Below are 25,965 nucleotides of genomic sequence, written 5' to 3' on the forward strand. Positions count from 1 at the left end.
GAGCGCTGCCCCCGCAGCCCCGGCCCCGGCCCCGGCCGCCGCGCCAGCGACGTCCGCCGCCGCGTCGGACCATCCGCCGATCAGCCACGCCAGTCCGTCGGTGCGCAAGTTCGCCCGCGAACTGGGGGTGGATGTCACGCAAGTGAAGGGAACCGGTCCGAAGGGCCGCGTGGTCGTTGACGATGTGCGTAACTTCATCAAGAGCGCGCTTGCGGGCAATCGCCCTGCCGTGTCGGGCGCTGCGCCTGCCGGTGGTGGTGAGCTGAACCTGTTGCCGTGGCCGAAGATCGACTTCTCGAAGTTCGGTCCGATCGAGCCCAAGGCGCTCTCGCGCATCAAGAAGATTTCGGGTGCAAACCTGCACCGCAACTGGGTCATGATCCCGCACGTCACGAACAACGACGAAGCGGATATCGGCGAACTCGAAGCGTTCCGCGTGCAGTTGAACAAGGAAAACGAGAAGGCTGGCGTGAAGGTCACGATGCTAGCCTTCGTCGTCAAGGCCTGCGTGATGGCCCTGAAGAAGTTCCCCACGTTCAACGCGAGTCTCGACGGCGACAACCTCGTCTTCAAGCAGTACTTCCACATCGGTTTCGCCGCCGACACGCCGAACGGTCTCGTTGTGCCGGTCGTTCGTGACGCCGACAAGAAGGGCGTGTTCGAGATCGCTCGCGAGACCTCGGAACTGGCGAAGCTGGCCCGCGAAGGCAAGCTCAAGCCTGACCAGATGCAAGGCGGATGTTTCTCGATCTCATCGCTCGGCGGTATCGGCGGCACGACCTTCACGCCGATCATCAACGCACCGGAAGTGGCCATTCTGGGCCTGTCGCGGTCGTATCAGAAGCCGGTGTGGGATGAGCGCAAGCAACAATTCCTGCCGCAACTGACGCTGCCGCTGTCGCTGTCTTACGATCACCGTGTGATCGACGGCGCCGAGGCGGCACGCTTCAACGCCTACCTGGGGCAACTGTTGCAGGATTTCCGTCGCGCGATGCTGTAATGGCAGGCGCCGCCGGTCGCGCGCAAGCGCAAGCCCGGCGGCGCTCGCGCGAACGCTTCAGGATCTGGACGGGGAGGGCATCATGACCACCGTGGTAGTCGTCAAGAAGGCCGGTGAGATCGCGATTGCCGCCGATTCGCTCGTGACGTTCGGCGATACTCGGCTGTCGCAATCGTACGAGGAGAATCGCAAGGTTTTTCTCGTGGGCGATTCCTATGTCGGTTTGGCTGGCACGACCGCGCACTTTCCGGTCATGCGCGCGATTCTCTCCGGCATGGCGGACGAATGCCGTCTGCACTCGCGTGACGAGGTGTTCCGCACGTTCTGCCGCGTCCATCAGAAGCTCAAGGAAGAGTATTTCCTCAACACCAAGGAAGAGGAAGACGATCCGTACGAGTCGTCGCAGATCACCTGCGTGATCGCGAATCCGACAGGCATCTACGGAATTTATTCCTACCGGGAAGTGTTTGTTTTCGATCGGTTCTGGGGGATTGGCTCAGGGCGCAATTTCGCGCTCGGCGCCATGTACGCCCTCTACGACCAGGATCTGAGCGCCAGCGCCATCGCCGAAGCGGGCGTGAAGGCGGGGGCGGAGTTCGACAAGAGTTCCGCCGCCCCGTTTCAGGTGCACACGTTTCCGATCGATACCACCATCAAGTCATAAATGCACAGGGAGACCCCGCATGAGTCTCATCGAAGTCAAAGTACCGGACATCGGCGCAGAGGGCGTGGATGTCATCGAAGTGATGATCAAGCCGGGCGACAAGATCGCCAAGGATGCGTCGCTCATTACGCTCGAATCCGACAAGGCCTCCATGGAAGTGCCGTCGGAAGTGTCGGGCACGGTCAAGGAAGTGAAGATCAAGGTAGGCGACAAGGCTAGCCAAGGCACGCTGATCGCGCTCGTCGAAGTGGACGGTGCCGGTGCCGGCAAGGCCGAAGCGCCGGCGGCCGCCGCGGCACCGGCCGCCCCCGCCGCAGCGCCTGCGGCAAAGCCGAGTGCCCCGGCCCCGGCCGCAGCCAAGCACAGTGGCGGTGCGGACACCGAGTGCGACGTGCTCGTGTTGGGCGCCGGTCCGGGCGGATACTCGGCGGCGTTCCGCAGTGCTGACCTGGGACGCAAGACCGTGCTCGTCGAGCGCTATGCGACCCTCGGCGGCGTGTGCCTGAACGTAGGTTGCATCCCGTCGAAGGCGCTGCTCCATACGGCGGCCGTTCTCGAAGAGGCTCAGACGCTCGGTCATCACGGCATTTCGTTCGCGAAACCCGAGATCGATCTCGACAAGCTGCGCGCCTACAAGGAAAGCGTGGTGGGCAAGCTCACGGGCGGTCTGGCCGGCATGGCCAAGATGCGCAAGGTGGAAGTCGTGCGCGGCGTCGGCACGTTCCTTGACCCGAATCACATCGAAGTCGTGGCCGAAGACGGCAGCAAGCGCACCGTGAAGTTCGCGCAGGCCATCATCGCCGCGGGTTCGCAGGCGGTGAAGCTGCCGTTCCTGCCGGAGGACCCGCGCATTGTCGATTCGACCGGCGCCCTCGAGTTGCGTCAATTGCCGAAGAAGATGCTCGTGATCGGCGGCGGCATCATCGGTCTGGAAATGGCGACCGTCTACAGCGCCCTGGGCACCGAGATCGACGTCGTGGAAATGCTCGACGGTCTGATGCAGGGCGCCGACCGCGATCTGGTCAAGGTCTGGGAGAAGATGAACACGAAGCGCTTCGGCCGCGTCATGCTCAAGACCAAGACCGTGGGTGCCGAGGCCAAGGCCGATGGCATCTACGTGAAGTTCGAGGGCGAGGCGGCACCCGCGGAACCCCAGCGTTACGACCTCGTGCTGGTCGCCGTGGGCCGCAGCCCGAACGGCAAGAAGATCGGCGCCGAGAACGCGGGCGTCGCCGTGGGTGATCGCGGGTTCATCGATGTCGACAAGCAGATGCGGACCAACGTGCCGAACATCTTCGCGATCGGCGATATCGTCGGACAGCCGATGCTGGCCCATAAGGCCGTGCATGAAGCCCACGTCGCGGCGGAAGCGGCGGCAGGCGAGAAAGCATATTTCGACGCCATCCAGATTCCGTCGGTGGCCTACACCGATCCGGAAGTGGCCTGGGCCGGCAAGACGGAAGACCAGTTGAAGGCCGAAGGCGTGAAGTACGGCAAGGCCGTGTTTCCGTGGGCGGCATCGGGTCGCGCGATCGCGAACGGCCGTGACGAAGGCTTCACCAAGGTGCTGTTCGATGAAGAAACGCATCGCATCGTTGGCGGTGCCATCGTGGGCACGCACGCCGGCGATCTGATCGGCGAACTTTGCCTGGCCGTCGAAATGGGCGCGGATGCCGTTGATATCGGGAAGACGATTCACCCGCACCCGACGCTGGCCGAATCGGTCGGCATGGCGGCGGAGATTTACGAAGGGGTTTGCACCGACGTTCCGCCGGCTCGCAAGAAGTAAATCGCGTTGGTGTCCGGCGTGCGCCTCGGATGATTCCGAGGGGAGCGCCGAACGCGCATGACGTGACGGATGTCCGCCGCGCCTCATTCGGGGCGAGGTCGGAAGCCAAAAAAGCTGCCATTTCGCACTGAGATGGCGGCTTTTTCTATGGCGGTGACGTCGCCGTTGGCCCCAAAAACGAAAAACCCGGCACGAGGCCGGGTTCGAACGCTAGCGTTGCGAGACGCTATCGATTACTTCTTGGCGCTGGAGGCAGCACGCGAAGCTTGAGCAGCAGCCTTCGTCGCGACGCTGGTCGCAGCAGCGAAGTTCGTCTCGGCGATTTCAACGGCTTGCTTGGTGGCCTTCTGAACGCTGTCGAACGCGCTGTTGGCGGCCGACAGGGCCGACTTGGCCAGTGCAACGGCAGACTCCGAACCGGCCGGGGCGTTCTTGGCCAGATTGTCGAACAGGGCTTGCACGTTCTGCGAGCTTTCGGCCAGTTGGGCTTCGGCCACCTTCGTCACTTCGGCTTGCGTCGACGAAGCGATTTCGTACAGGTGACGGCCATACGCGATCGCCTTTTCGGCGGCGGGCTGGACGAGGTTGGCTTGCAGGGCGAGCAACTCTTGCGCGTCTTTCACTGCGAAGGCCTTCTGCGCGGTCGAGGCGGACTCGGCCAGCGATGCCTTGACGGCTTGCAGGTTCAGCTCAACGAGCTTTTCCATGCCTTCGAATGCCTTGTTGGTCAGGCCAAACAGGGTTTCGAGATTGGCTTTGTGGGCGGCGGCGAATTGCTCGGGGGTCAGAAACGACATGGCGTTCTCCTATGATGGTGTCATACACAACGTATCGACCCACTCCGTGTTCGCTGATGAGTTCTCACCTTATCTCGGTGAAAACACGGTTGGGGCCTCTAAATGGGGTGCGATTTCTTTTGTGCATCGCACAATTGCAAGTGTAGAGATATTTCTGTCGCTGTCAAGTCTTTTTTGTGCGATGCAGCAATTCAATAAAAGCTTACAAAATCAACCGGTTGGGATCCCGTGACGCACGTGTGACATCGCGTTGCGGCGAATGGTCGGCACCCTCCGGAAACGCTCCATTGGTGCGGCTCCGCACCGTTTTGGCACCCGGCGCACCACGCGCGCCGATGTTACTATCGTCGGGTTCCGGCACTGGCGAGACGTCTGCGCGTTCAACGGCTCGCTGCCCTTTCCGAGCCTGGCTCGCGTGGCCGATGCGCCCGTGCCGACGTCGTTCAACGCCTTTTTGCGTGCCGCCACTGCCGGCCATTCGCGTCGATGCAAGCGTTTTACAGCGACCATTTCGTGCTGCCGTTGCCACCCGGGCATCGGTTTCCCATGGAAAAGTATGCCCGTCTGCGCGAGCGTGTGGCGGGGGAGTTGCCGCACGTCGCGCTTGCCGAGGCATTGTCCGCGGACGACGTGATGCTCGGGCGCGTCCACTCGCCGGCGTACGTGGCGCGAGTGAGCACCGGTCAGTTGGATCCGAAAGAGCAGCGCACGATCGGATTCCCATGGTCACCGCAAATGGTCGAGCGCTCGCGCCGGTCGGCGGGGGCGACGGTGGCCGCCTGCCGGGCCGCGCTGACCGATGGCGTGGCTGCGAATCTCGCTGGGGGAACACATCACGCGTATGCCGACCGCGGCGAAGGCTTCTGCGTGTTCAACGACGCAGCGGTCGCGGCGCGCACGATGCAGGCCGAACTCGGCCCGGGCACGCGTGTGGCGATCATCGATCTCGACGTGCATCAGGGCAACGGCACGGCGGCCATTTTCGAGCACGACCCGAGCGTGTTCACGCTGTCGCTGCACGGCGAGCACAACTACCCGTTTCACAAGGCGCGCGGTGATCTCGACGTGGCATTGCCCGACGGCTGCGGCGACGACGATTACCTGGTCGCGCTCGGCCACGCACTGACCGATCTCTTCGCGCAATTCACCCCGACCCTTGCGATTTATCTCGCGGGCGCCGATCCGCTGGCGAATGACCGGCTTGGCAGGCTGGCATTGACGCATGACGGTTTGCTCGCGCGTGACCGTCGTGTGCTGACGGCCTGTGCCGAGCGCGGGCTGCCGGTGGCCATCGCGATGGCAGGCGGCTACGGCCGCGACATCGAGCAGACCGTCGCCGCGCATTTCGCGACGATCCGCCTCGCTGGCCAGTTTCAGCGGGCGGCCCGCCGTGGGCACCCTGCGCCGGCCGAAGGTGCCCTCGTATGAGCGAGCATCGCACCGTGTCACCTCCGCCCGCGAATGCGGCCAATGGTCGCCAGATGGCCGGTGCCGAACGCGCGGCGATCTGGCGTGCGGCCATGCCGTGGTGGTTCGTGTTGATCTGGAGCACCGGATTTATCGTCGCAAAATACGGCATGCCGAATGCCGAGCCGCTGACCTTTCTCGCGCTGCGCTTCGGCGGCACGCTGCTGGTCATGCTCCCCATCGCCTGGTTGTCGGGCATGTCATGGCCGAAGCGGCGCGTTGTGGAGGGCCGGGCGGGATCGACCGGCACGATCGAGCGCATCGACTGGCCGCTCATTGCGCATCTTGCCGTGTCCGGCACGCTGATCCAGGCGGTGTACCTCGGCGGCGTTTGGGCAGCGATCAAGCACGGTGCGCCTGCCGGGCTGGCTGCGCTGGTCGTCGGCATCCAGCCGTTGTTGACGGCGCTCTTTGCTCGTGTGGTCGGTGAGCCGGTCTCGCGCCGGCAATGGCTGGGGCTGCTGTGCGGATTCGCCGGCGTCGGGCTGGTGGTGGCCAACAAGGTTGGCGTTCGCGGCATCGGTGCGGGGCCGGTAGCCTTGTGCGTGTTGAGCCTGCTCGCGATCACGGCGGGCACGCTCTATCAAAAACGGTTTTGCGCCCATTTCGATTTGCGTGTCGGCACGCTCGTGCAGTTCGGTGCGGCGTTTGCGGTAACGCTACCCGCCGCGTGGATGCTCGAGACGATGCAAGTGCGCTGGAACGCGCAAATGATCGGCGCGCTGGTATGGTCGGTGCTGGCGTTGTCGATCGGTGCCATCTCCTTGCTGTTTCTGCTGATCCGACAGGGGGCCGCGACCAAGGTATCCAGCCTGATGTATCTGACGCCACCGACGACGGCGGTCATGGCCTGGTTGCTGTTCGGCGAGACGTTGTCCCCGCTGAGTGCCGCCGGGATGGTCGTCGCGGCCCTCGGCGTTGCGCTTGTCATCGAGCGGCGGGCGGTGCCGGCCGCGTCGTCGCCATGAGCCGGGCGACGCATTTCTCCCTTCGTTTGCCGTGAGCCAGACTGATGAAACACCTACACCCACACTCGCACCCGGACGCCGCACAGCCCTCGGCGCAGAACGCCGCCGAGGCAGCCGACTTGCATGCGCAGCCGGGGACGGGGGAGGGGGCGCGACGCCCGACGATCGGCAATGACGCCGAGCAGCGTGTCGCCCATGTCGACGAGGCCATTCGCAGCCGGCGATCGATTCGGGCTTACCTGCCCATGCCAGTGCCGCAGGGAACGGTGGCCGACATTCTTGGCGTGGCCTCGCGTGCGCCGTCGGGCAGCAACATTCAGCCTTGGCAAACCTATGTATTGACCGGCCAGGCGCTGACGTCGCTGACGTCGCGCCTGCTGGAGGCATTCAACGATCCGGCGCAGCGGTTGATGCACCAGGAGGAGTACGCGTACTACCCGCGCGAGTGGACGGAGCCCTACCAGGCGCGGCGGCGCAAGGTCGGTTGGGATTTGTATGGGCTGCTGGGCATCGGCCGCGCCGACAAAGACCGCATGCAGGGGCAGCACGCGCGCAACTTCTGCTTCTTCGATGCGCCGGTCGGATTGATCTTCACGATCGATCGGCATTTGGAGCAGGGGAGTTGGCTGGACTACGGCATGTTCCTGCAGAGCGTGATGGTCGCCGCGCGGGCGCGAGGCCTCGACACTTGCCCGCAGGCCGCGTTTGCCACGTTTCACCAGGTGATTGCGGCGGAACTACGGCTGCCCGAGACCCGAATGGTGGTGTGCGGCATGGCATTGGGGTATGCGGATCCGGAGGCCGTCGAAAACCAGCTTGTCACCGAACGTGCGCCACTGGATGAGTGGGCGCATTTCTTAAGCTGAATCGTGTCCGGAAATTGGCGTTATTTGGCAATTTGTTGCGAATGTGCAGTTTGGCGGATTGCGCCGCACAAAACTGCCAGATGCCGGTTTAAGTATTTCAGCTAAGTCATTCATATTGCTTATTTTTTGGGAAGTTACTAAACTTCTTCCAAACTCGTTGCCTGCCAACCTTACGCTACCCCCAATCTATGTACGCGATCACCACTCTTGCGCGTCTGTGCCGCTCCCGCCTCTGGGGCGCTGCCGTCGTGGCGATCTCGCTCGCCGCCGGTGCCCCAGCCGTCGTCCAAGCTGCCGGTAAGACGAGCGTATGCTCGTCCAAGGCAGCCAAGACGGCCGCCCAGAAGCGCGCGTGTGCCAATTCCAAGGCGACGAAATCTGTCGCCACATCCCATTCAGGTGCCAAACGTGCCGTTGCCAAGACCGCCTCGCGCGAAAAGGCCGGCGCCAAGGCGCGCAAACTGGCTGCCGTCGAAGCAGACGCGGCCACCAAGCGTGTTGCCATCAAACATGTCGTCTACAAACACGGCAAACGTCGTGTCGTGACGTCGTATCGCACCGTCAACTTTACGCCGCAGGCACAGGATCGACTATCCGCCGGGCGAGCATTCGGTCTGCATGAATCCCCTGACGCGCTGGCGCTTCGTTCCTCGGTGGCCTATGTCGTCGACGAGCGCACCGGCGAATCGCTGTTCGACAAGAACTCGCAAGCCGTGCTACCGATCGCGTCGATCTCGAAGTTGATGACCGCGATGGTGTCGCTCGACGCGGGCGTGCCGATGACGGACATGATGGAAGTGACGGACGAAGATCGCGATTATGAGAAGGGTACGGGGTCGCGTCTGTCGGTAGGGTCACGTCTGTCGCGTGAAGACATGCTGCACATTGCGCTGATGTCGTCGGAGAATCGCGCGGCCGCTGCGCTGTCGCGTTACTTCCCGGGCGGTCGTCCGGCGTTCCTCGCGGCGATGAACCGCAAGGCGAAGCAGCTCGGCATGAACGACACGCACTTCAACGATCCGACGGGCCTGTCGAGCCAGAATGTGTCGAGCGCACGTGATCTGGTGAAGATGGTCAAGGCCGCTTATCAGTACCCGATGATTCGCCGTTTCTCGACGGACAGCAATTACGACGTCAATACGGGCCGTCGCGAGTTGCACTATGTCAGCACGAATCACCTGATCGGACATCCGGGCTGGGAAATCGGTCTGCAGAAGACGGGCTACATCAACGAAGCGGGGCAATGCCTCGTGATGCAAGCCAACGTCGATGGCCGTCCGGTGATCATGATTCTGCTCGATTCGACCGGCAAGTACTCGCGCTTCGCCGACGCCACGCGCGTTCGCAAGTGGCTGCTCGAAGGGGGCGGCGCTACGCCGCAACGCACGGCGGGTACGGCACCGACGGCACAAGTCGCGACCAACAGCGAACACGCGCTGTAAGTCGCGCCAACCGTTGCCAAACAAAAGGCGCTCCCGAGGGAGCGCCTTTTGCATTCTGCGACCGGATTCGCGAAGCGCGATGCCGGCCCGGGTTATTCGGCCGTCGCCGCGTGCGACACGTTGCCGCCGACGGTGGGGTTCGGCGCGTGAAAGCCAAGCGACGCGGAAATCTGCAGCGCCGTCTCGTTCAGATTTGCAAGCCACGCATCCTGCAAACGGTCGGCGGGTGCCGACAGCGAGAGTCCGGCCACGAGCTTGCCGCTGTCGTCGTAGATGCCCGCCGCAATGCAGCGAACCCCCAGTTCGAGTTCCTCGTTGTCGCGGGCATAGCCGGACTTGCGCACGTGGCTCAGCTCGCGCTCGAGCTTTTGCAGATCGGTGATGCTGTTGCGGGTGTGTCCCGACAGGCCGGTGCGCGTGGCATAGGCGCGCACGCGCGCGGCTTCGTCCGCCGCGAGGAAGAGCTTGCCGACCGATGTCAGATGCAAGGGGGCGTGACCGCCGATGGCGCGTACCACCTGCATGCCCGAACGCTCGCTGTAGGCCCGCTCGATATAGACGATTTCATCGCCCTGGCGTACCGACAGGTTGACCGTCTGGCCGGTCATCCGGTGCAGGCCGCGCATCGGCGTGAGGGCGGCATCGCGCACCGACAAGCGTGCCTTGACCAGGTTGCCGAGTTCGAGCAGACGCATGCCCAGCCGATACGTGCCCGGATCACAGCGGTCGACAAAGCGGCAGGCGACCATGTCGTTCAGGATGCGGTGCGCTGTGGACGGATGCAGTTCCGTGGACTGTGCCAATTCCTTGAGGCTGACAGGATCGGCATGAGCGGCAAGGGCATCGAGCAGACGCATCATGCGCTCGATGACCTGGATGGACGTGCGCGACTCCGTACTTTGACTACCTTCGTCTTTCATGGGGGAGGGCCGAGTTTCGTATAGGGGTGATTCTATATCATATTGTGAAAAATTCGCACCCTTCCTGTAGAGGACTTCTGCGAAAAGTGGGCGTGCCACCGGAGAGCGTCGTTGCCGCAGTCACGGCTGACCGAAACCGAAAGTGGTCTCTCGTCCAGACGACTACCATGGTCTTGTCATTTCATTCGGTGTTCGGCCGGATCGAAAGACGAGATCGGCACGCTCAAGGAGGTTTGGGGAATGTACAGGTACGGATTTGCGCCGGGGGCAGGGAGTTGGCCGCAGCCAAAGTGCGCGCGTCGCCGGGAGGCCGTCACTTACGGAAAGTCGATAGCCGACAAGCATGCGGAAATTGTCGGTCAGTTTCGGCAGATCGCCAACGCGAAGGCGCAGTTGGGATTGGACTGTGGCGCGCTGTCTCGCCTGGAAAGTGCCTTCTTTTCGACTTACAAGAAGGCGACGTCGGGGTACTGGGGCGGAGGACTGTGGGACGGGGTCTATCGATATGTCGGCAACGCGAGCCGATCGGGGCCGTACTGCCAGGTCGGCGAGCAGTTGAATGATCACGATGTCGACAGTCTCACGCCGTCGGCGAGGCGGTTCTCGGCGATTCTGGGGCATCTGACGGAGGCGCTGCGCAAGGAGCAGGAAATCCTGACGAAGTGCCTCGCCACGGCGCAGCGCTCGGTGGCGTCCGGCGGGGCGACCTTTGACGACCGCGCTATCCAGATGGCGGCGAGCCAGAGCCAGTCGACCGAGCGCGCCGATGGCGTCGCCGAGATCGAGCGATGCCTGGCTGGTGTGCGCGAGTCGATCGCACTGGCCACCAAGGAGGTGTGGCCGGAACGGAAGCACTACGGCAAGCGCGTTGTCATTACGTCGTCCCTATACTCCGCGGCGGCCGCCGTGGCGGTGGCGGGATTGTTTCTGTCGGGCGGTCTTCTCGGCGTCGTGGCGACGGTGATGACGCTGGTGATCCGTGGGGTCAGCGTGGGAAGTATTCGTGGGTTCGATCGTGAGCGAGGATGGAAGTCGGTAGAAAGTCTGTTGGCAAGCACCAAGCAATTCATTGAAACGGAGGGGACTATGATGAGATCGTATTTGGACGTGGCCGATCGGCGTGCCGCGCTCGAGCGTGAAGATATGGTGTGGAATCTGTTGACGGGCATCAAGAGTGGCCTGGGCCAGGTGAACCATCACGTGGACTCGCTGGACAGTCGGGCAGGGGTCCTTTCGAAACAAATGGCAACCGTGGCGAATCGAATGGATGGTCGATTGGATGGGATCACCGGTCAAGTGGACACTCTCACCCATCGGTTCGACGGTTTCACCACGCAAGCGTCCAGCTTCACCGATCAAGCCGGCAAGCTCACCGGTCAAGTCGGCTGCCTCACCGATGGATTCGGAAAGCTCACCGATCAAGTCGATAACCTCACCGGTCAAGTCGGCAGCCTGACCGATCGATTCGGAAAGCTCACCGATCAAGTCGGCAGCCTCAGCACTCGGCTCGATGGCGTCACCGGTCAAGTCGATACCCTCACGAATCGATTGGACACGCTGTCGTCGGAAGTCGCCGCAGGGTTCGCGAACACCGACGCCAAATTTGAAAGCTTCAGAAAAGACTTACAGCGATTGACGCGGGTGCAGGAGATGATGGCGGCGCGCCTGGCACTCATGCCCTATCCTCCAGCGGCGCCCCGCGCCGAGCGACGCGGGCTGACGCGGACAAACTCGTTGAGCGCGTTGAGCGACGCCGCACCCCGGATGGCGTAAGCGACGGCGCGATATGCGGGAATCCACGCTGGGCCAGACCGGCCCAGCGACTTATAATGGCCCATTATTCCCGGAAAGAGGATTCCCCCAATGCGCGTCGGACTCTTTGTCACGTGTCTGATCGACCTGATGCGTCCTGAGATCGGCTTCTCGACGCTCAAGCTGCTGGAGACGGCAGGCTGCGAGGTCGTGATTCCCGATTCCCAGACCTGCTGTGGTCAGCCCGGCTATAACTCGGGCGAACGGGCCATCGCCCGCGATCTCGCTCAGAAGTTCCTCGAGGAGTTCGAATCGTTCGACTACGTCGTCGTGCCCTCGGGATCTTGCGGTGGCATGGTCAAGGCGCACTACGGCGACCTCTTCGCCGACGACCCCGAACTCATGGGCCGCTACGAGCGACTGCGCCCGCGCGTGTTCGAGCTGACCGATTTCCTCGTCAATGTGCTGCACATCGATACCGTGCCCGGCGATTACAACGGCGAAGTGACCTATCACGACTCATGCTCGGGGTTGCGCGAACTGGGCGTCAAGATGCAGCCGCGCGCATTGCTCGCGAAAATGCCGGGCGTCAAGATGACGGAAATGAAGGACTGCCAGGCTTGTTGCGGTTTCGGAGGCACCTTCGCGCTCAAGTACGGCAACATCTCGACGGCCATCGTCGACGAGAAGTGCGCGAACATCGCCGCGAGCGGGGCGCCAGCGGTCGTGCTGGGTGACCTCGGATGCATGCTCAACATCGAAGGACGTCTGCGTCGCACCGGCGACACGAAGACGCGCGTGCTCCACATTGCCCAGGTGCTCGCGGGCGATGTGTGAACTTGCCGCTGTCCTCCCGACCCTCCCGACCTTCATGCCCGTGTGCGCGATGACGCACACCGGCGGCCATCACCTCCAGTGAGTCGCGATGCAAGTTCAATCGATGCAATTCAAGGCGCGCGCCGGGCAAAAGCTCGCGGACCAGCGTCTGCAGGCCAACCTCCGGAAGCTCTCGACCAAGTTCGTGACGGCGCGCGCCGCGGCCATCGAGGAGATCGACTTCGAGGCCACGCGCGAGGCGCTCAAGGCACGTCGTAATCGCGGGCTCGAGACGCTCGATGTCTGGCTGGAGATTTTCGAGCGCGAGGCCACGCGACGTGGCGCCACGGTGTTGTTCGCCGAATCGACGCAGGACGCGGCCCGCCTGATTGCCGAAATCGCCCGCAAGCACGACGTCAAGAAGGTGATCAAGTCGAAATCGATGGTCACGGAGGAGTTGCAGCTCAACAAGGTGCTCGCCGACATGGGCGTGCAATCGGTCGAGACCGATCTGGGCGAATACATCCTGCAGATCAACGACAACGAACCGCCGTCGCACATCATTGCGCCGGTCGTGCACAAGGACAAGGACGAGGTTGCCGACCTGTTCGCGCGCGTTCACCACAAGCCGCGTCTGACCGACATTCCGGCGATGACACGCGAAGCGCGCGAGATGCTGCGTCCGCAGTTTCTCTCGGCGGACATGGGCGTGACCGGCGGCAATTTTCTCGTCGCCGAAACCGGCTCCGTGGCCGTGGTGACGAACGAAGGCAACGAGGGCATGTGCACGATCATGCCGCGCGTGCATGTGGCCGTGACCGGTATCGAGAAGGTGCTGCCCACGCTCGAGGATCTGGCGACGGCCATGCGTCTGTTGCCGCGCTCCGCGACCGGGCAGGGAACGTCGAACTACTTCTCGCTGCTGACCGGTACGCGCGTCGAGGGTGAACTCGATGGCCCCGACCATATGTACTTCGTGCTGGTCGACGGGGGGCGCTCGGGACTGATCGGCGGCGCGTTTCAGGACATGCTGCGTTGCATCCGTTGCGGCGCTTGCATGAATCATTGTCCCGTCTATCAGAAGATCGGCGGGCACGCCTACGGCTGGGTGTATCCGGGGCCGATGGGGTCGGTGCTCACGCCGAGCTATGTCGGCCTGGAGAAGACGCTCGATCTGCCGCAGGCGGCCACGTTGTGCGGGGAGTGCAATCGCGTCTGTCCGGTAGGCATTCCGATTTCCGATCTGCTTCGCAAGCTGCGCGAGCGCCAGGTCGATCGCGGTCTGCGGCCGTGGCAGGAGCGCACGGCGCTCGCTGCGTGGGCGTTTGCGGCGCGTCGCCCTCGTCTGTATGCCGCGCTTGCCGGCCTGGGGGCTCGGGTGCTCCATTGGATGGGGCGTGAGCGTGGCAGCCTCTCGAAGCTGCCGCTCGCCGCAGGATGGAGCGACACGCGGGAAATGCCGGCGCCGAGCGGCAAGACGTTCCGCGCGATGTATCGCGAGCGTCGCGCGCCGCGGTAAGCGGTTAAGCGTTCAGCGATGTGGAACGACCGGTAACATTGACGTACCGGCGCTCAAAGCAAAAGCCGGGCCCCGAATGTCTAACATTGTCATCCGGGGCCCGGCTTTTTTGTTGGCGCGCCCGTCAGGTTCTGGCGGGCAACGCCAGGCGTTTCTCGATGCGTCGCTGCAGCGCCGACAACCCGGTCGACAGCACCCAGTAGATGGCGGCGCAGGCGAGATAGAGCGGCAGCGGCTGGTAGGTCGTTGCAATGACCTCCTGCGCGGAGCGCAGCAACTCGGTCACGGTAATGACCGAGACCAGAGACGTGTCCTTGATCAGGCTGATGAGGCTATTGCCGAGACTCGGCACAGCGATGCGCAGGGCTTGCGGGGCGATGACGTAACGCAGCGTCTGCCAGTAGGACAGGCCGAGGCTGTAGGCCGCGAGCCATTGTCCGCGCGGCATGCCTTCGAGGGCGCCGCGCATGCTTTCCGACAGATAGGCGCCGACGTTCAGACTGAGCGTGAGCACGCCGGCAGGTGTCGGATCGAGCGCGATGCCAACGCCCGGCAGACCGTAGTAGATCACGAAGATCTGCACCAGCAGCGGGGTGCCGCGCATGATGCTGACATAGGTGCGGGCGATGCCGCGCAGCACGCGGACGTTGCCGATACCCATGATCGCCACGCTGACGCCTATCACCAGGCCGAACACCATCGACATCAAGGCGAACTTGATCGTGAGCACGGTGCCTTGCAGCAGCACTGGCATGGATTGGGCGGCGAGTTCGAATGGATTCATGAGGGGGGTGTCTGGGGGGAGCGTGGGCCGGAATGACGACGGCCGGCACCCGCGTGGTTTGCGTGGTGCCGGCCGTGATGCGACCGAAGTGTGTCGCGCGCGGCTTGCGGGTTACTTTGCCGGCTTGGACGTGTCCTCGCCGAACCACTTCAGCGCGAGCTTGCCGAGCGAGCCGTCCTGCTTCATGGCCGTGAGGGCATCGTCGATGGCCTTCGCGAACTTGGGGTTGCCCTTGCGGAACGGAATGCCCACCGACTCGCTGGCGCCTTGCAGCACGGCACCCGCACGCAGCGGCAGGTTCGACGTCTTGATCAGATAGGCGAGCATCAGGCGATCGTTGAGGGCCGCGTCGATGCGCCCGGCGGCGAGATCGCGCAGGTACTCCGGCGCGCCCGGATAGGTGCGCACGTCGATGCCCGGCACCGCCTTCGCGAGCTTGTCGTAGTTGCTGCCGAGACTCACGCCGAGTTTGTGGCCCTTGAGCGCATCGAGTGAATTGAACTCGCGCTTGTCGTCCTTGCGCTGAATGAGCTGCGCGGCCGAGAAGGTGTACGGCTGGCTGAAATCGAGCGAGCGCTTGCGTTCGTCGGTGATGGCCACCTGATTGACGATGACGTCGAATTTACCGGCCACGAGACCGCCGATGATGCCGCTCCATTCCGTCGTCACGAACACCGGCTTCACGCCGAGACGTTCGGCAACGGCCTTGGCGACATCGACATCGAAGCCTTCGAGCTGGCCATCGGCCGCGCGATAGTTGAACGGCGGATAAGTCCCCTCGATCCCGATTTTCAGCACGCCCGCCGATTTCACGGTGTCGAGCAGATCGGCGGCGCGGGCGGGCGCGGTGCCCATCAGCGCAACGGCGGTCAGCGGTACGAGGCACAGCGTCTTGAGCCAGTTTTTCATGATATTGAGGTCTCCCTGTGTCAAATGAAGGGGGCGCGACGTGCGGCCGATCAGGCCGTACGCAGCGCTTGCACGCATTCTCGCACCAGCTCGGGGCCGCGGTAAATCAGCCCGCTGTAGATTTGTACCAGACTGGCCCCGGCATCGAGCTTGGCCTGCGCGTCGGCACCCGACAGGATGCCGCCCACGCCGATGATCGGCAGCGCGCCGCCCAGCTCGGCGGCCAGTGCGCGGATCACGCGATTCGAGGCTTCGAACACGGGCCGCCCCGACAGGCCGCCGGTTTCGTTGGCGTAGGGCAGGCCCGCTACCGCTTCGCGCGAGAGCGTTGTATTGGTGGCGATCACGCCGTCGAAGCCATGTCGCGTGAGCGTACCCGCGATGACCTTGATCTGCTCGTCGTCGAGGTCCGGCGCAATCTTGAGGGCGATGGGCACGTATTTGCCGTGGCGGTCGGACAGCGCGCGTTGCTTGTCCTTGAGCTTGCCGAGCAGGGCGTCGAGTTCGTCGCCGCCTTGCAACTGGCGCAGGTTCTTCGTATTGGGCGACGAAATGTTGACCGTCACATAGGTGGCGTACGGGTACACCTTCTCGAGGCAGATGAGATAGTCGTCGACCGCGCGCTCGATCGGTGTGTCGGCGTTCTTGCCGATGTTCAGGCCCAGCGGCCCCTTGTAGCGCGCCGACTGCACGTTCTGAAGAAACTGCTCGACACCGCCGTTGTTGAAGCCCATGCGGTTGATGATCGCTTCGGCCTGCGGCAGGCGGAAGATGCGCGGCTTCGGATTGCCCGGCTGCGGACGCGGCGTGACCGTGCCGACTTCCACGAAACCGAAGCCCAGTGCGGCGAGGCCGTCGATGCAACTCCCGTCCTTGTCGAGGCCAGCGGCGAGGCCCACGGGATTCGGGAAGCGGATGCCCATGACCGTGCGTGGATCTTCGGGCAGCGTCTGACCGATGAGACCGGCCAGGCCGAGCGAGGCAGCACTGCGCAGCGTGGCCAGCGTCAAATGGTGGGCTTGTTCGGCATCAAGACAGAACAGGGCGCGACGGGCCAGAGGGTAGAGGGGCGCAAGCACGATGTCGGGTTCGGCAGAATCGGAAAGTCGCCATTTTACCGGTATCCCGGTCGCCGAGCGCGCCAATTTTCTACGCTCTGCGTACTCCTGAATGGCGGCGGGCTGGCAAGGGGATGAGCGCGATGCGCACGCGTGGCCGCCCCGCGAATCGCACGCCTGACAGCACCACGGAGCGCAGTGCCGACGTTACTCGCCGGCGGCGTCGAGCATGGCTTCCGGCATGTCTTGCCATTGGCCGTCGAGCAGGCCTTGCAAGGGGCGGAAGTTCGCCTTGTAGACCATCTTGCGGCTTGCCTGAATCCAATAGCCGAGATAGACGTGCGGCAGTCCGAGCGCGCGCGCCTGCTCTATCTGCCAAAGAATGTTGTAGGTGCCGTACGACGCGCCCTCGATGTCGGGATCGAAGAACGTGTAGACCGACGACAGGCCGTCGCTCAGGATGTCGACCATGCTGATCATGCGCAACGTGCCTGCGCCTTGATGGCCGGGCGGCTCGCGAAATTCCACCAGTCGGGAGTTCACGCGGCTCTGTAAAAGAAACTGCTCGTACTGCTCGCGACTGTCGTGGTCCATGCCGCCGCCCGCATGACGTTGCGACTGGTAGCGCATGTAGAGCTGGTAATGCTCTTCCGTGTAATGCAATCCCGAGACGTTGACCGCGAGGCCGGCATGGCGTCGCCAGATACGACGTTGGGTGCGGTTCGGTACGAAGCGCGCGATCGGTACGCGCACGGGCACACACGCGCGGCAGCCGTCGCAATACGGGCGGTACGTGAACACGCCGCTGCGGCGAAAACCGGCGCGAACGAGTTCGCTGTAGACGTCCGAGTTGATCAGATGGCTGGGCGTGGCGACCTGCGAGCGTGCCGTGTGATTGTCGAGGTAGCTGCAGGGGTAGGGCGCCGTTGCGTAGAACTGAAGGGCAGACAGCGGGGAGAGCGGCAGTTCGTTCGGATGGGTCACTGGGAAACCTCGTGAGCCTTGTCTGCTGCGTTACCGTAGGCCAGTGCGCTGAGCATTTGCTTGTCCAGGCGCCAGACCGGGGCGGGCGCCACGACCGCCTTCTGCACATGCGTCAGAAATGCCTGGCGGGGAATTTCGCTGCCGCCGAGCGACGCCAGATGGGCGGTACTTTGCTGGCAGTCTATCACCTCTATTGCGTGTGCGCGTGCAAACGCGACGAGCGCGGCGAGGGCAATTTTCGAGGCATCGGTGCGGCGGGCGAACATCGATTCGCCGTAGAACATGCGTCCGAGTGCAACCCCGTAAAGACCGCCGACGCGCTCACCCTCGTAGAAGGTTTCCACGCTGTGGGCGAGCCCGGCGTCGTGCAGTGCGCGGTAGGCGGCGACGATCGCCGGGGTGATCCATGTGCCGTCCTGCGCGCGCCGGGGGGCTTGCGCGCAGGCTTGCATGACGGTGGCGAAGTCGGCGTCGAGACGGACCTCCCAAGCGTCGTCGCGCAGCACGCGGCGCAGCAGTTTGCGGAAGTTGTGGCTGACGACGAAATTCTCGGGACGCAGCACCATGCGTGGGTCCGGGCTCCACCAGAGCACGGGTTGACCCTGCGAGTACCACGGGAAGATGCCTTGCCGGTAGGCGGCAAGCAGACGTTGCGGCGAGAGGTCGAGACCGGCCGCCAGCAAACCCGGCGCCTCGCTCGATGCGCCGAGCGCTTCGTCCACCGGGGGAAAGGAATCGTTTGCTTCGAGCCAGACGACCATGTCGATGTCAGCGTTCCGGCGTGTCGGGTGACGTGGTGCGATGGGCCGCGCAGGCCGGCTCAGACACGCAGCATCGGCGTGAGGATATCCTCGGTGTGCGCCGTATTGACGGGCAGCGACGGCACCGGCACGCCGGGCACCGCAGCGCCGTTGAGCGAGGCCTCGAGGTGCACGCCGAAGGCCCCGGCGCGACGGTCTTCGAAGAAGAAGCGCAGCGTCTTGGCCACCGTCGGGAAGGCGATGTCATCCCAGGGAATCTCGTGCTCCGAGAACAAGGCGACTTCGAGGCTTTCTTCTCCGGCGGCAAACTGCGGTTCGCGCATCTGCGCCAGATAGAAAATGTGGACCTGATTCACATGCGGCACGTTGAGCAGCGAGAACAGCGCGCCGACCTCGACCGTTGCGCCGGCTTCTTCCAGCGTTTCGCGTGCCGCAGCCTGTGCCGTTGTCTCTCCGATTTCCATGAAGCCGGCGGGCAGCGTCCAGTAGCCCAGGCGCGGCTCGATCGCGCGCTTGCACAGCAGCACCTGATCGCCCCATACGGGCACCGTGCCAAGCACGTTGCGCGGGTTCTCGTAATGGATGGTGCCGCAATGGGTGCACACGTGCCGCTCGCGGTTATCACCGGGCGGAACGCGCAACTCGACGGAGTGGCCGCAGGCGGAACAGAATTGGATGGGAGGGCGTCGGTTCATGGTTGCTGCGAGTGTATCATCGGCAACGCACGCTGTGCGGTGGCGCACGTGGTGGGCCGGGATATCCCGGGTTGCCGCCGCATGCGGCGAACCGGCGTTAGCGGTCACGTGGTCACGTGGTCACAAGGAAAATAATCGGCGAGTTATGTTGCACTGCGGTGGCAATTGTCATATACTTCAATTCTTCAGACGCGGGGTGGAGCAGTCTGGCAGCTCGTCGGGCTCATAACCCGAAGGTCACAGGTTCAAATCCTGTCCCCGCAACCAAATTCGAAAGCCTGATTTCTTCACGAAATCAGGCTTTTTGCGTTTCGGCTCGCGGTGTCGGCGGCATCACGCCTGTGTCCGCCGGTGACGTGCGCGCGTCGTGTCCCGGTCGGAAGCGGGCGCGCCCGCTTCCACGCCGAAGATCGTTATTGCGACGTCGGCAGCAGGCGTTGCTTGAGCTTTGCGCCGAATACATTCACCACGAGGCCCGCCATGACCAGCGCTGCGCCCGCGATTTGCGGCGCAGTGAGTTGCTCGTCGAGCAGCAGTGCTGCCGATGCGAGACCGATGATCGGCACAAGCAGCGAGAACGGCGCGACCTGACTGGCCGGATAGCGCGTCATCAAACGACCCCACAGCGAATAGCCGACGAGCGTCGCGACGAAAGACAGGTAGGCGACCGCGAAGATCGATGCCGCCGAGAGATGCGCGAGTGAGTTCGCGATTTGCTGCGGGCCTTCGAACCAATACGACAGCAGCGCGAACGGAATCGGCGGAATCAGGCTCGCCCAGACCACGAGCCCAACGAGATCGACGTTGCCGATCTTTTTGGTGACGATGTTGCCCGTTGCCCACGCAAGCGACGCACAGAGGGTGAGCGCGAAGCCGAGCAGCGTCATGGCGCCGCCGCCTTGCAGGCCGATGACGGCGAGGCCCGCCGCCGCGATCAGCAGGCCGGCCACGTTCTGTGCGCGGAAGCGTTCGCCCAGACACGCCACGGCGAGCCCCAATGTGAAGAACGCTTGTGCCTGAAGGACGAGCGACGCAAGGCCGGCGGGCATGCCGACGTACATCGCGGTGAACAAGAGCGCGAATTGCCCGAACGAGATCGTCGCGCCGTAAGCGAGCAGCCAGCGCAATGGCACTTGCGGACGTTTGACAAAGAAGATCGCGGGGAAGGCCGCGAGCAGGAATCGCAGCGCACCCAACAGCATGGGCGGCACGCCGTGCAACCCGACCTTGATGACGACGAAGTTCACGCCCCAGGCGAGTACGACGATGAGTGCCCGTAACAAGTCCTTCGGTGCCATGCTGGCGTCTCCTTGTGCGGCATTGGTGTGACGTTCGGGAAGGCGAAAGTGTACTCCTGGGGCGTCGACGTGTGGTGGGGAAGTCCTCGCGCGAATGCCCTCGTGGCCTGATGTGGCGCGGGGCCGAGGGGGCGCGCTCGCGCCGGCGCCCGATGGGGGCATGACGTATACTTCGTGTTTTGCGTATCAAGAGACGTCGTCTTGCTGGAGTGAGACGACGTTTGCCGTAGCCGAGGAATTTGCATGAACTTGCCTGCCCGCCGCGTCAGCGTGGCGCCGATGATGGATTGGATGGCTTGAGGGCGCAAAACCCGCGTCGTTTGGTCGTTCTGGGGCATGGCGGTGTTCGGCGTAGCACGGATGTAGCACTTTTTTGCCGGGCGTACCGTGGTCGAGGTCTGTTGTGGATGAGTGGGTGCGCATCAGGCGAGGCGGTTCCGGGCTGTGAGCAGCCGCGTGCGTCGGCCGGCGAGTGGCGTGTATTCCGTGGCGAGATGGCCATAAAAAACACCCCAAAGATTGGATTTGCATCCAACTTTCGGGGTGCAGGCTGCACATCGAGCCTCTTGTTACTGCGATTGAGGCTTACGATTCAGTGACAGAGTTGGTGGCACTCTTTTACCGCCGCCGCGCGTCGTTCGTCGATGTATTTCGCAAGATCCTCCACATGTACCCCCTTCGCGCTTTTCTGAGAGCCTTCCATTCGAACTAGCGGAAGCGCGATATCGCCTGCGCCAATCTTTCGCGTCAGTTTTTCCGTGCTCAGGTGGGAGAAGTAGTCTCGGCACACGGCTTCTAAAGGGACTACTGCGACGGCACCGTACTGAGCCATAAGAAGAAAAGTGGTGTTCATCGGATAGCCCCTTTGCTTGGCTTGCCCATCCAGGGCCAGATTGCGATCGGCGGCATGTTGTCAGCATGAAAGCCGGCGAACGTGTCAGCGTGCATGCGGCTCCTGGTCCGCGCGACGACTGCTTCCGGTTCGAGAAGCATCGAGGTCAGATTTCTCATCGATACCCCCTCACGCCTTGCTGGAGGACGTTGGCCGTTCTTTGGTCGCCATCCAGAAGTAGCCCGCATCCTGATCCCAACACTGCTGATGATCCTCAAGCGTTGCTCCAGTCGCGAGGACGGCTTTGTACGCAGCGACGATGGCATCGGCGGGTGAATCTTCAAGAACGTGCTTGACCGTCTCCGCCTCCGGAACCTTGATGCCACGACTTGCCCAATACCGCTTCTCGTTGAGCTTATGCTCATCGAAATTCTTGACGATGTACTTTCCGATGTAACTGGCGATCTTGTGACGTAGGCCGGCTTCGCGATTCGGATTGCGCACGTCGACGTTCCCATTTCCCTCGCCGACCACACGAAGCCACAGCTCCCGCAAGACGCGATAGTTCTGCCGCCCTTTGACGGCGATGTGCAGATGCCAAGCTCCTCGCTTCTGCCGTTCAGCTACAGCGACATATTGGAAGTTCTGAACCTTACCCAAGAGGCGTCGCAGCGAATCGAAATCGCGCTTGATCCTCTCCTTGTCGAGCACGTTCTCGCGATACGTGAGAGTGATCATTCGATCGGCACCAATCGCCTTGCAGCGCAGCCGAACTTGCTGTTTTGCACGCTTCGCGGCAACTAGTTTGTTCGCCTCAGTGGAATCCGACTCGCCACGTTTGGCTCTCGGCATCAGATGAAGGGACTGCGTCTTCATGTACCGGTCAAAGCGAATTGCATAAGCTTCCACTTGACCATCTTCGAATGCACGGAGACGGACGATCCATTCACGGCGGAAGGGCGAGTAATTCAAAACGTTGGTGTCATTCATCGCAAACCTCTATCTCTCTGACCAGGGTGCCCCGCGCGTTGATTGCTTGGGGAGTCGGTGTTCCTGTCGTGCCTGATCGGGCCTGCGATTCCGATGACTTGTACGTTAAGTATTAGTAGTACAAGTCTATGGGCGCACTTCGTGCGCCCGCCGTCCTCGCCCCTGCGGGCGGCGGGCGCTCGCAGTGCTTCCAAACTTCTGTCCGTAACCCTTGGCGTACAAGACGAGCGATAGCGCGCCATTGACGGCCGAAAGGTTCGGCATGAGAGCCGGAATGCAAAGGAATGAGGTCTTGGCGAACGCGCGAGGTATTACCCGCTGCTCGGTCACGCGGGCCGCGCTGAGCCGCGCGATAACCGCCCGGACTCCGCAAGCACGCATACGCAACCCTCTCTTCGGGTACGGCGCTGACACTCCCGACGCTAGATGTCCTGAAAGACGACCGGCTTAAGGAAGTACAAATGTCAACGAACGAACCAACGGATGAGGTTGGGTTACGACGGTGTTACCTGCTGGGTGAGATAGGGAATTTTGGATGATGGCCGCAGTACGACGATGGACACTGCCCGCGATGGGATCTTGGCCGAGCTCTCGTTAAATTGCCCCAGCGAACGCTCTTGAGCGCGAATCGACTTCCGGCGTTTGTAGCCAGAAGTGGTGACGCTATGCACTGAATACAATCGGAAGCCACGTATGGAAGCGTGGCGCGAACGTGGGGCTATTAAAGCAGCGCGCGAACGCACCGTATATGGGGAAATTCCGATTGGAGCGGCGGGGAGGGAATTGATGGCGGGCATGGCGAAAGGCTTGGCGTGAAATTGAAACAGCGAGCGCACATGAGGGCAGCGCGATGCTGTAGAGACAGCCGAAATATGCGGGGGGCCATGCCGTTGGCAGAGTCAGATGAACTGCTGGCGGACGACTACGCGTCGAGACAATCAGCCTTCAACTTGTGACATTCACAGACGAGTTCGACGGTCATTTCGCCAAGCTCTTCGAAGATCGCGAGCAGGAACCGATGGGGCATCTCCTTGCCGGCGTCTGTGTTGGTGCACATCGTCAGCGCAAGGATACGTTCGGAGAGAGTGTTGAGCCTGTCGACGGAAGCGTGGACTAAGGAAGCTGCGGGAAGATGAAGCGTCATGCGGGGCACCTCTAACTAGCCAATTTGCGATTCCCGCCACCCGCTGCATTGCGCAGGGGTGGGCGGGCACTGGACTAGGTTGACGAACCGCTGGTCACTCGGATTAGGCGGCACACCCGAAGGTGTCCCAATCCAGGCCCACCCGTAGACATCGAGGCGTGGCACAGCGCACACGAAAGCCGCAAACTTCGCGGCCGTGTGCCCGAGATAAGACCGTTCGGGTCGTCAAACCCGGTCGCGTTTGGGGCGCGACGGGAACAAGATTATCGAGCTGACGTTGTGGGCACCACGCGTTCGGAGTCGCATTCTAGGTCACTCATTGCGATTCAGAACATTCCGATGCCTCAATAGGGATTCTCCTTGGTCGACGGGGAAGTTAATCGCGATGTGCCGCTAGAAACGAAAACGGAGCCGAAAGGCTCCGTTGCGATGTGTGGACAAACGATTCTATCCGAATCGTTTGACTAATAGCCCGCTACCGATGAGCCCTGCGATCATTGCGCCTATCGTAACGATGACGCTGGGCGTAAGAAGCGCCACAGCAAGTCCAACCGCAGTTCCACCACTGAGTGTGGACGCGAACTTAATCATCCCGCTAGCGGCTTGCGAGCGGTGCTGACTCGTGGGGATGTTGCGGCCGTGCGCAAAACGCATTTTCTTGAAAGAACGCGCCTTCGATGCACTAGCTGCAAGTCTTTTTCGCGTCGGTGTGGCAGACATCATCTACTCCGTTGGCTAATGTCACCTCCTGGACCGTGTGTGCCGTGACCACAATCACGATCATCAAGAAGCTTGTGGATACTAGCATGACTGCTGGCGGCTTCCATTCGTGATCCTCCCCGCGCGCCATCATGGCCGCGGATAAAAGGATGCCGCATGCGATCGCAGCGATAAAGCAAATCCAGACAACGACGAAATGTGGCCCGGTGGCAGCGGCCTCATAACCTCGAATACCAGCTTGAACCGCAAGAATTACGCCGCCATACAACCAGCCCATCGCGTCGAAAGCTTCGCCCCAAGCCCATTTAACTCGCTTGGTTGCTGGCGTGACTAGCCATCTTGCTACTCCAAGAAATCCATAAATCAAACTTGCTCCGAAGAGTGGGAGCAACGCCTCAACCAATACCCATTTAGTTGCGGGAGACAAGTGAGTGCTCCTCGTCGTGCATCAAAACTCCTCCTGCGGACTTGCCGGTATCTCCCGGTTGGTATGGGCGCGGATTGTACGCCGGCAATCTCATGTTGAGTCCGTAGCTGGAGGGTGTATCCAATGTAGACAATCGCTTCTACGCCTATCCGGCTTGCGGTCGCCGGGAGGCTCAGAGGAGACTAGCGAGGGGAGATATAAGAGCTTGCCCAAACAGACGGTGCAGCGACGCGATTCCGTTCTCGACCGAGAACGAAATTCCGCAAGCCGAGGAAGAAGTGAATGATCCCTCTTCGACCGCCCCTGAGGCATTTGGTCGTCCGGCACGCCATCATTTGAAACATCGTACAGTTGACGGTAGCCTAGTGCCGTAACGCCGATGGTCATCAAAGATGGTGACGACAAGGACGAGGCGCGCCAGTACGAAGGCAACGAGGGACCCTTGGTGAGCGTTAGTCGTGGTAGGCGGAGATCGCCCATCGGCACGGCGGCATATTGCTGCCCGGAGTCTATTCTTGTCGATACGCTCCGCTCCAAAAATTTATTTTAAACATAAATCGAACAGCCTTGGGGGGGAAATGCCTTACGCATTTGATTTGAAGCAGGTTTGCGGTGGCTACGCCTACTTCAGTGTTTATACGCATGGAAGCAAACCGGGAGACAGAGGGTTCGAGCGCAGGATTCCGTCAGAGGTGTACGAAGGTCAGTTTGTTACTGCGCTCGCAGAGTTAGGTCAGCAGGCATTGCAGGTAAATTCGGATGAAAGCTATCGAAATTGGCTATGCATTCATGGGTGGGCCTTGGTGGATTGTGATTATGCTGAGAGATCAATCTGTCAATGGTTGAGTGGTCGTCAATGTATAAAATCACCATTTGGTTCATTCACCGATAGAGATATTGCATCCCCGAAAATGCTAAGTCGCAGTTATCGCGGGCAGGCAAGGGAGCAGATTCTTGATAGAGACGGCAGGCGTTGTTTGCGCTGCCACGCCCCTGAGAACTTGACCCTTCAGCATGTTCTGCCTTTCTCGCTAGGAGGGGAAACCAATTCTAGGAATTTAGTCACCTTGTGTGAGCCTTGCAATCAAGAACTAAAGAACGAAATAGACTCGGAGCTATATCAATTGGCGGGTTTGACTCAAGGGATGGAACTTTCTTTGCTACGAGTATCCCCCTGTGATGATAGGGCAATGATAAGGGCAAGGCAGTTCTCCGCGAACATAATGCATACTCGTTGTGAAGTATGGTAGTCAGTAGCCTTATGCGGAATGCGAGTTGTATTCCTGCGGGGGCTGTCATTAATTTCGTGTTTGAGGCATAACATGTCGCCAAGGAGTGACGATGCCTCGCAAACCGAAAACCC

24 protein-coding genes and 1 tRNA gene are annotated in these 25,965 nt (G+C 62.0%); 12 read left to right on the forward strand and 13 right to left on the reverse strand.

What is annotated here, in order from left to right; all coding sequences use genetic code 11:
- From PSO31014_RS21730 to lpdA, 3 genes are all read left to right on the forward strand, one after another.
- Positions 1 to 1,000 (forward strand): dihydrolipoyllysine-residue acetyltransferase (locus PSO31014_RS21730; protein WP_150553520.1); only part of this gene is annotated, 1,000 nt, incomplete at its 5' end.
- Positions 1,001 to 1,082: 82 nt separating this feature from the next.
- Complete coding sequence (locus PSO31014_RS21735) at positions 1,083 to 1,664, forward strand: Ntn hydrolase family protein (protein ID WP_026131554.1); 582 nt, start codon at positions 1,083 to 1,085, stop codon at positions 1,662 to 1,664.
- 19 nt (positions 1,665 to 1,683) lie between these two features.
- Positions 1,684 to 3,453, forward strand: a complete 1,770-nt coding sequence (gene lpdA, locus PSO31014_RS21740) for a dihydrolipoyl dehydrogenase (RefSeq protein ID WP_150553521.1) — start codon at positions 1,684 to 1,686, stop codon at positions 3,451 to 3,453.
- A gap of 233 nt (positions 3,454 to 3,686) precedes the next feature.
- Here lpdA and PSO31014_RS21745 read toward each other — a convergent pair whose 3' ends face one another.
- The gene (locus PSO31014_RS21745) at positions 3,687 to 4,250 is read right to left on the reverse strand and encodes a phasin family protein (protein ID WP_150553522.1); all 564 of its coding nucleotides are present in this window, start codon (positions 4,248 to 4,250) and stop codon (positions 3,687 to 3,689) included.
- Between the two features lie 486 nt (positions 4,251 to 4,736).
- Between PSO31014_RS21745 and PSO31014_RS21750 the strand changes: the two genes are divergently transcribed.
- The 4 genes from PSO31014_RS21750 to pbpG all read left to right on the forward strand — a co-directional run bounded on the left by PSO31014_RS21750 (position 4,737) and on the right by pbpG (position 8,993).
- The gene (locus PSO31014_RS21750; RefSeq protein ID WP_150553523.1) at positions 4,737 to 5,678 is read left to right on the forward strand and encodes a histone deacetylase family protein; all 942 of its coding nucleotides are present in this window, start codon (positions 4,737 to 4,739) and stop codon (positions 5,676 to 5,678) included.
- Positions 5,679 to 5,731: 53 nt separating this feature from the next.
- Positions 5,732 to 6,685 (forward strand): DMT family transporter, encoded by a 954-nt coding sequence (locus tag PSO31014_RS21755; RefSeq protein WP_150553535.1) that lies wholly within the window; start codon positions 5,732 to 5,734, stop codon positions 6,683 to 6,685.
- Positions 6,686 to 6,729: 44 nt separating this feature from the next.
- Positions 6,730 to 7,551, forward strand: coding sequence for a nitroreductase (locus PSO31014_RS21760; protein ID WP_246176977.1), 822 nt, complete (start codon positions 6,730 to 6,732; stop codon positions 7,549 to 7,551).
- Between the two features lie 188 nt (positions 7,552 to 7,739).
- Positions 7,740 to 8,993 (forward strand): D-alanyl-D-alanine endopeptidase, encoded by a 1,254-nt coding sequence (gene pbpG, locus PSO31014_RS21765; RefSeq protein ID WP_150553524.1) that lies wholly within the window; start codon positions 7,740 to 7,742, stop codon positions 8,991 to 8,993.
- Between the two features lie 92 nt (positions 8,994 to 9,085).
- On the opposite strand, the gene PSO31014_RS21770 is transcribed toward pbpG, so the two are convergent.
- Entirely contained in the window at positions 9,086 to 9,913 is an 828-nt protein-coding gene (locus tag PSO31014_RS21770) for an IclR family transcriptional regulator (RefSeq protein ID WP_150553525.1), read from the reverse strand.
- Between the two features lie 111 nt (positions 9,914 to 10,024).
- On the opposite strand from PSO31014_RS21770, the gene PSO31014_RS21775 reads away from it, so the two are divergent.
- The 3 genes from PSO31014_RS21775 (at position 10,025) to PSO31014_RS21785 (ending at position 14,000) form a co-directional block, all read left to right on the forward strand.
- The gene (locus PSO31014_RS21775; protein ID WP_150553526.1) at positions 10,025 to 11,686 is read left to right on the forward strand and encodes an MlaD family protein; all 1,662 of its coding nucleotides are present in this window, start codon (positions 10,025 to 10,027) and stop codon (positions 11,684 to 11,686) included.
- 90 nt (positions 11,687 to 11,776) lie between these two features.
- Entirely contained in the window at positions 11,777 to 12,502 is a 726-nt protein-coding gene (locus PSO31014_RS21780; RefSeq protein WP_150553527.1) for a (Fe-S)-binding protein, read from the forward strand.
- A gap of 88 nt (positions 12,503 to 12,590) precedes the next feature.
- The gene (locus tag PSO31014_RS21785; protein WP_150553528.1) at positions 12,591 to 14,000 is read left to right on the forward strand and encodes a lactate utilization protein B; all 1,410 of its coding nucleotides are present in this window, start codon (positions 12,591 to 12,593) and stop codon (positions 13,998 to 14,000) included.
- Positions 14,001 to 14,124: 124 nt separating this feature from the next.
- On the opposite strand, the gene PSO31014_RS21790 is transcribed toward PSO31014_RS21785, so the two are convergent.
- From PSO31014_RS21790 to PSO31014_RS21815, 6 genes are all read right to left on the reverse strand, one after another.
- Positions 14,125 to 14,784, reverse strand: coding sequence for an amino acid ABC transporter permease (locus PSO31014_RS21790; protein ID WP_150553529.1), 660 nt, complete (start codon positions 14,782 to 14,784; stop codon positions 14,125 to 14,127).
- A gap of 111 nt (positions 14,785 to 14,895) precedes the next feature.
- Positions 14,896 to 15,693: a transporter substrate-binding domain-containing protein gene (locus tag PSO31014_RS21795; protein ID WP_150553530.1), complete on the reverse strand. Its 798-nt coding sequence runs from the start codon at positions 15,691 to 15,693 to the stop codon at positions 14,896 to 14,898.
- Between the two features lie 50 nt (positions 15,694 to 15,743).
- Complete coding sequence (locus PSO31014_RS21800; RefSeq protein WP_026131670.1) at positions 15,744 to 16,772, reverse strand: quinone-dependent dihydroorotate dehydrogenase; 1,029 nt, start codon at positions 16,770 to 16,772, stop codon at positions 15,744 to 15,746.
- Between the two features lie 186 nt (positions 16,773 to 16,958).
- On the reverse strand, positions 16,959 to 17,735 hold the full coding sequence (locus tag PSO31014_RS21805; RefSeq protein ID WP_150553531.1) for an arginyltransferase: 777 nt from the start codon (positions 17,733 to 17,735) through the stop codon (positions 16,959 to 16,961).
- A complete protein-coding gene (gene aat, locus PSO31014_RS21810; RefSeq protein WP_150553532.1) occupies positions 17,732 to 18,496 on the reverse strand; it encodes a leucyl/phenylalanyl-tRNA--protein transferase in 765 nt (254 codons plus the stop codon). Before aat ends, PSO31014_RS21805 begins: the two co-directional genes overlap by 4 nt.
- Before the next feature lie 59 nt (positions 18,497 to 18,555).
- The gene (locus tag PSO31014_RS21815; protein WP_246176979.1) at positions 18,556 to 19,173 is read right to left on the reverse strand and encodes an NUDIX hydrolase; all 618 of its coding nucleotides are present in this window, start codon (positions 19,171 to 19,173) and stop codon (positions 18,556 to 18,558) included.
- 208 nt (positions 19,174 to 19,381) lie between these two features.
- Here PSO31014_RS21815 and PSO31014_RS21820 point away from each other — a divergent pair.
- Positions 19,382 to 19,458 (forward strand) — tRNA-Met (locus PSO31014_RS21820).
- A gap of 146 nt (positions 19,459 to 19,604) precedes the next feature.
- On the opposite strand, the gene PSO31014_RS21825 is transcribed toward PSO31014_RS21820, so the two are convergent.
- From PSO31014_RS21825 to PSO31014_RS21845, 5 genes are all read right to left on the reverse strand, one after another.
- Entirely contained in the window at positions 19,605 to 20,489 is an 885-nt protein-coding gene (locus PSO31014_RS21825) for an EamA family transporter (protein ID WP_150553534.1), read from the reverse strand.
- 592 nt (positions 20,490 to 21,081) lie between these two features.
- Positions 21,082 to 21,342, reverse strand: a complete 261-nt coding sequence (locus PSO31014_RS21830; RefSeq protein WP_039374735.1) for a pyocin activator PrtN family protein — start codon at positions 21,340 to 21,342, stop codon at positions 21,082 to 21,084.
- A 168-nt stretch (positions 21,343 to 21,510) separates the two neighbouring features.
- Positions 21,511 to 22,311, reverse strand: coding sequence for a rolling circle replication-associated protein (locus PSO31014_RS21835; protein ID WP_039374736.1), 801 nt, complete (start codon positions 22,309 to 22,311; stop codon positions 21,511 to 21,513).
- A 922-nt stretch (positions 22,312 to 23,233) separates the two neighbouring features.
- Complete coding sequence (locus PSO31014_RS21840; protein WP_039371745.1) at positions 23,234 to 23,455, reverse strand: hypothetical protein; 222 nt, start codon at positions 23,453 to 23,455, stop codon at positions 23,234 to 23,236.
- A 682-nt stretch (positions 23,456 to 24,137) separates the two neighbouring features.
- Complete coding sequence (locus PSO31014_RS21845) at positions 24,138 to 24,602, reverse strand: hypothetical protein (protein WP_144400346.1); 465 nt, start codon at positions 24,600 to 24,602, stop codon at positions 24,138 to 24,140.
- A 911-nt stretch (positions 24,603 to 25,513) separates the two neighbouring features.
- Here PSO31014_RS21845 and PSO31014_RS22985 point away from each other — a divergent pair.
- Positions 25,514 to 25,852 carry an HNH endonuclease gene (locus PSO31014_RS22985; RefSeq protein WP_039371751.1) on the forward strand — a complete coding sequence of 113 codons (339 nt, stop codon included), beginning with the start codon at positions 25,514 to 25,516 and terminating at the stop codon, positions 25,850 to 25,852.
- Positions 25,853 to 25,965 lie beyond the last annotated feature (113 nt).

Origin of the sequence: Pandoraea soli, assembly GCF_902459595.1 — a bacterium.
GTDB lineage: Bacteria > Pseudomonadota > Gammaproteobacteria > Burkholderiales > Burkholderiaceae > Pandoraea > Pandoraea cepalis.

What these genes read in the sequence shown, in the direction of transcription:
- PSO31014_RS21735 (WP_026131554.1), top strand. Translation starts at nt 1,083, where the DNA reads ATGACCACCGTGGTAGTCGTCAAGAAGGCCGGTGAGATCGCGATTGCC.
- lpdA (WP_150553521.1), top strand. Translation starts at nt 1,684, where the DNA reads ATGAGTCTCATCGAAGTCAAAGTACCGGACATCGGCGCAGAGGGCGTG.
- PSO31014_RS21745 (WP_150553522.1), bottom strand. Translation starts at nt 4,250, where the DNA reads ATGTCGTTTCTGACCCCCGAGCAATTCGCCGCCGCCCACAAAGCCAAT.
- PSO31014_RS21750 (WP_150553523.1), top strand. Translation starts at nt 4,737, where the DNA reads ATGCAAGCGTTTTACAGCGACCATTTCGTGCTGCCGTTGCCACCCGGG.
- PSO31014_RS21755 (WP_150553535.1), top strand. Translation starts at nt 5,732, where the DNA reads ATGGCCGGTGCCGAACGCGCGGCGATCTGGCGTGCGGCCATGCCGTGG.
- PSO31014_RS21760 (WP_246176977.1), top strand. Translation starts at nt 6,730, where the DNA reads ATGAAACACCTACACCCACACTCGCACCCGGACGCCGCACAGCCCTCG.
- pbpG (WP_150553524.1), top strand. Translation starts at nt 7,740, where the DNA reads ATGTACGCGATCACCACTCTTGCGCGTCTGTGCCGCTCCCGCCTCTGG.
- PSO31014_RS21770 (WP_150553525.1), bottom strand. Translation starts at nt 9,913, where the DNA reads ATGAAAGACGAAGGTAGTCAAAGTACGGAGTCGCGCACGTCCATCCAG.
- PSO31014_RS21780 (WP_150553527.1), top strand. Translation starts at nt 11,777, where the DNA reads ATGCGCGTCGGACTCTTTGTCACGTGTCTGATCGACCTGATGCGTCCT.
- PSO31014_RS21785 (WP_150553528.1), top strand. Translation starts at nt 12,591, where the DNA reads ATGCAAGTTCAATCGATGCAATTCAAGGCGCGCGCCGGGCAAAAGCTC.
- PSO31014_RS21790 (WP_150553529.1), bottom strand. Translation starts at nt 14,784, where the DNA reads ATGAATCCATTCGAACTCGCCGCCCAATCCATGCCAGTGCTGCTGCAA.
- PSO31014_RS21795 (WP_150553530.1), bottom strand. Translation starts at nt 15,693, where the DNA reads ATGAAAAACTGGCTCAAGACGCTGTGCCTCGTACCGCTGACCGCCGTT.
- aat (WP_150553532.1), bottom strand. Translation starts at nt 18,496, where the DNA reads ATGGTCGTCTGGCTCGAAGCAAACGATTCCTTTCCCCCGGTGGACGAA.
- PSO31014_RS21825 (WP_150553534.1), bottom strand. Translation starts at nt 20,489, where the DNA reads ATGGCACCGAAGGACTTGTTACGGGCACTCATCGTCGTACTCGCCTGG.
- PSO31014_RS21830 (WP_039374735.1), bottom strand. Translation starts at nt 21,342, where the DNA reads ATGAACACCACTTTTCTTCTTATGGCTCAGTACGGTGCCGTCGCAGTA.
- PSO31014_RS21835 (WP_039374736.1), bottom strand. Translation starts at nt 22,311, where the DNA reads ATGAATGACACCAACGTTTTGAATTACTCGCCCTTCCGCCGTGAATGG.
- PSO31014_RS21840 (WP_039371745.1), bottom strand. Translation starts at nt 23,455, where the DNA reads ATGACGCTTCATCTTCCCGCAGCTTCCTTAGTCCACGCTTCCGTCGAC.
- PSO31014_RS22985 (WP_039371751.1), top strand. Translation starts at nt 25,514, where the DNA reads ATGCTAAGTCGCAGTTATCGCGGGCAGGCAAGGGAGCAGATTCTTGAT.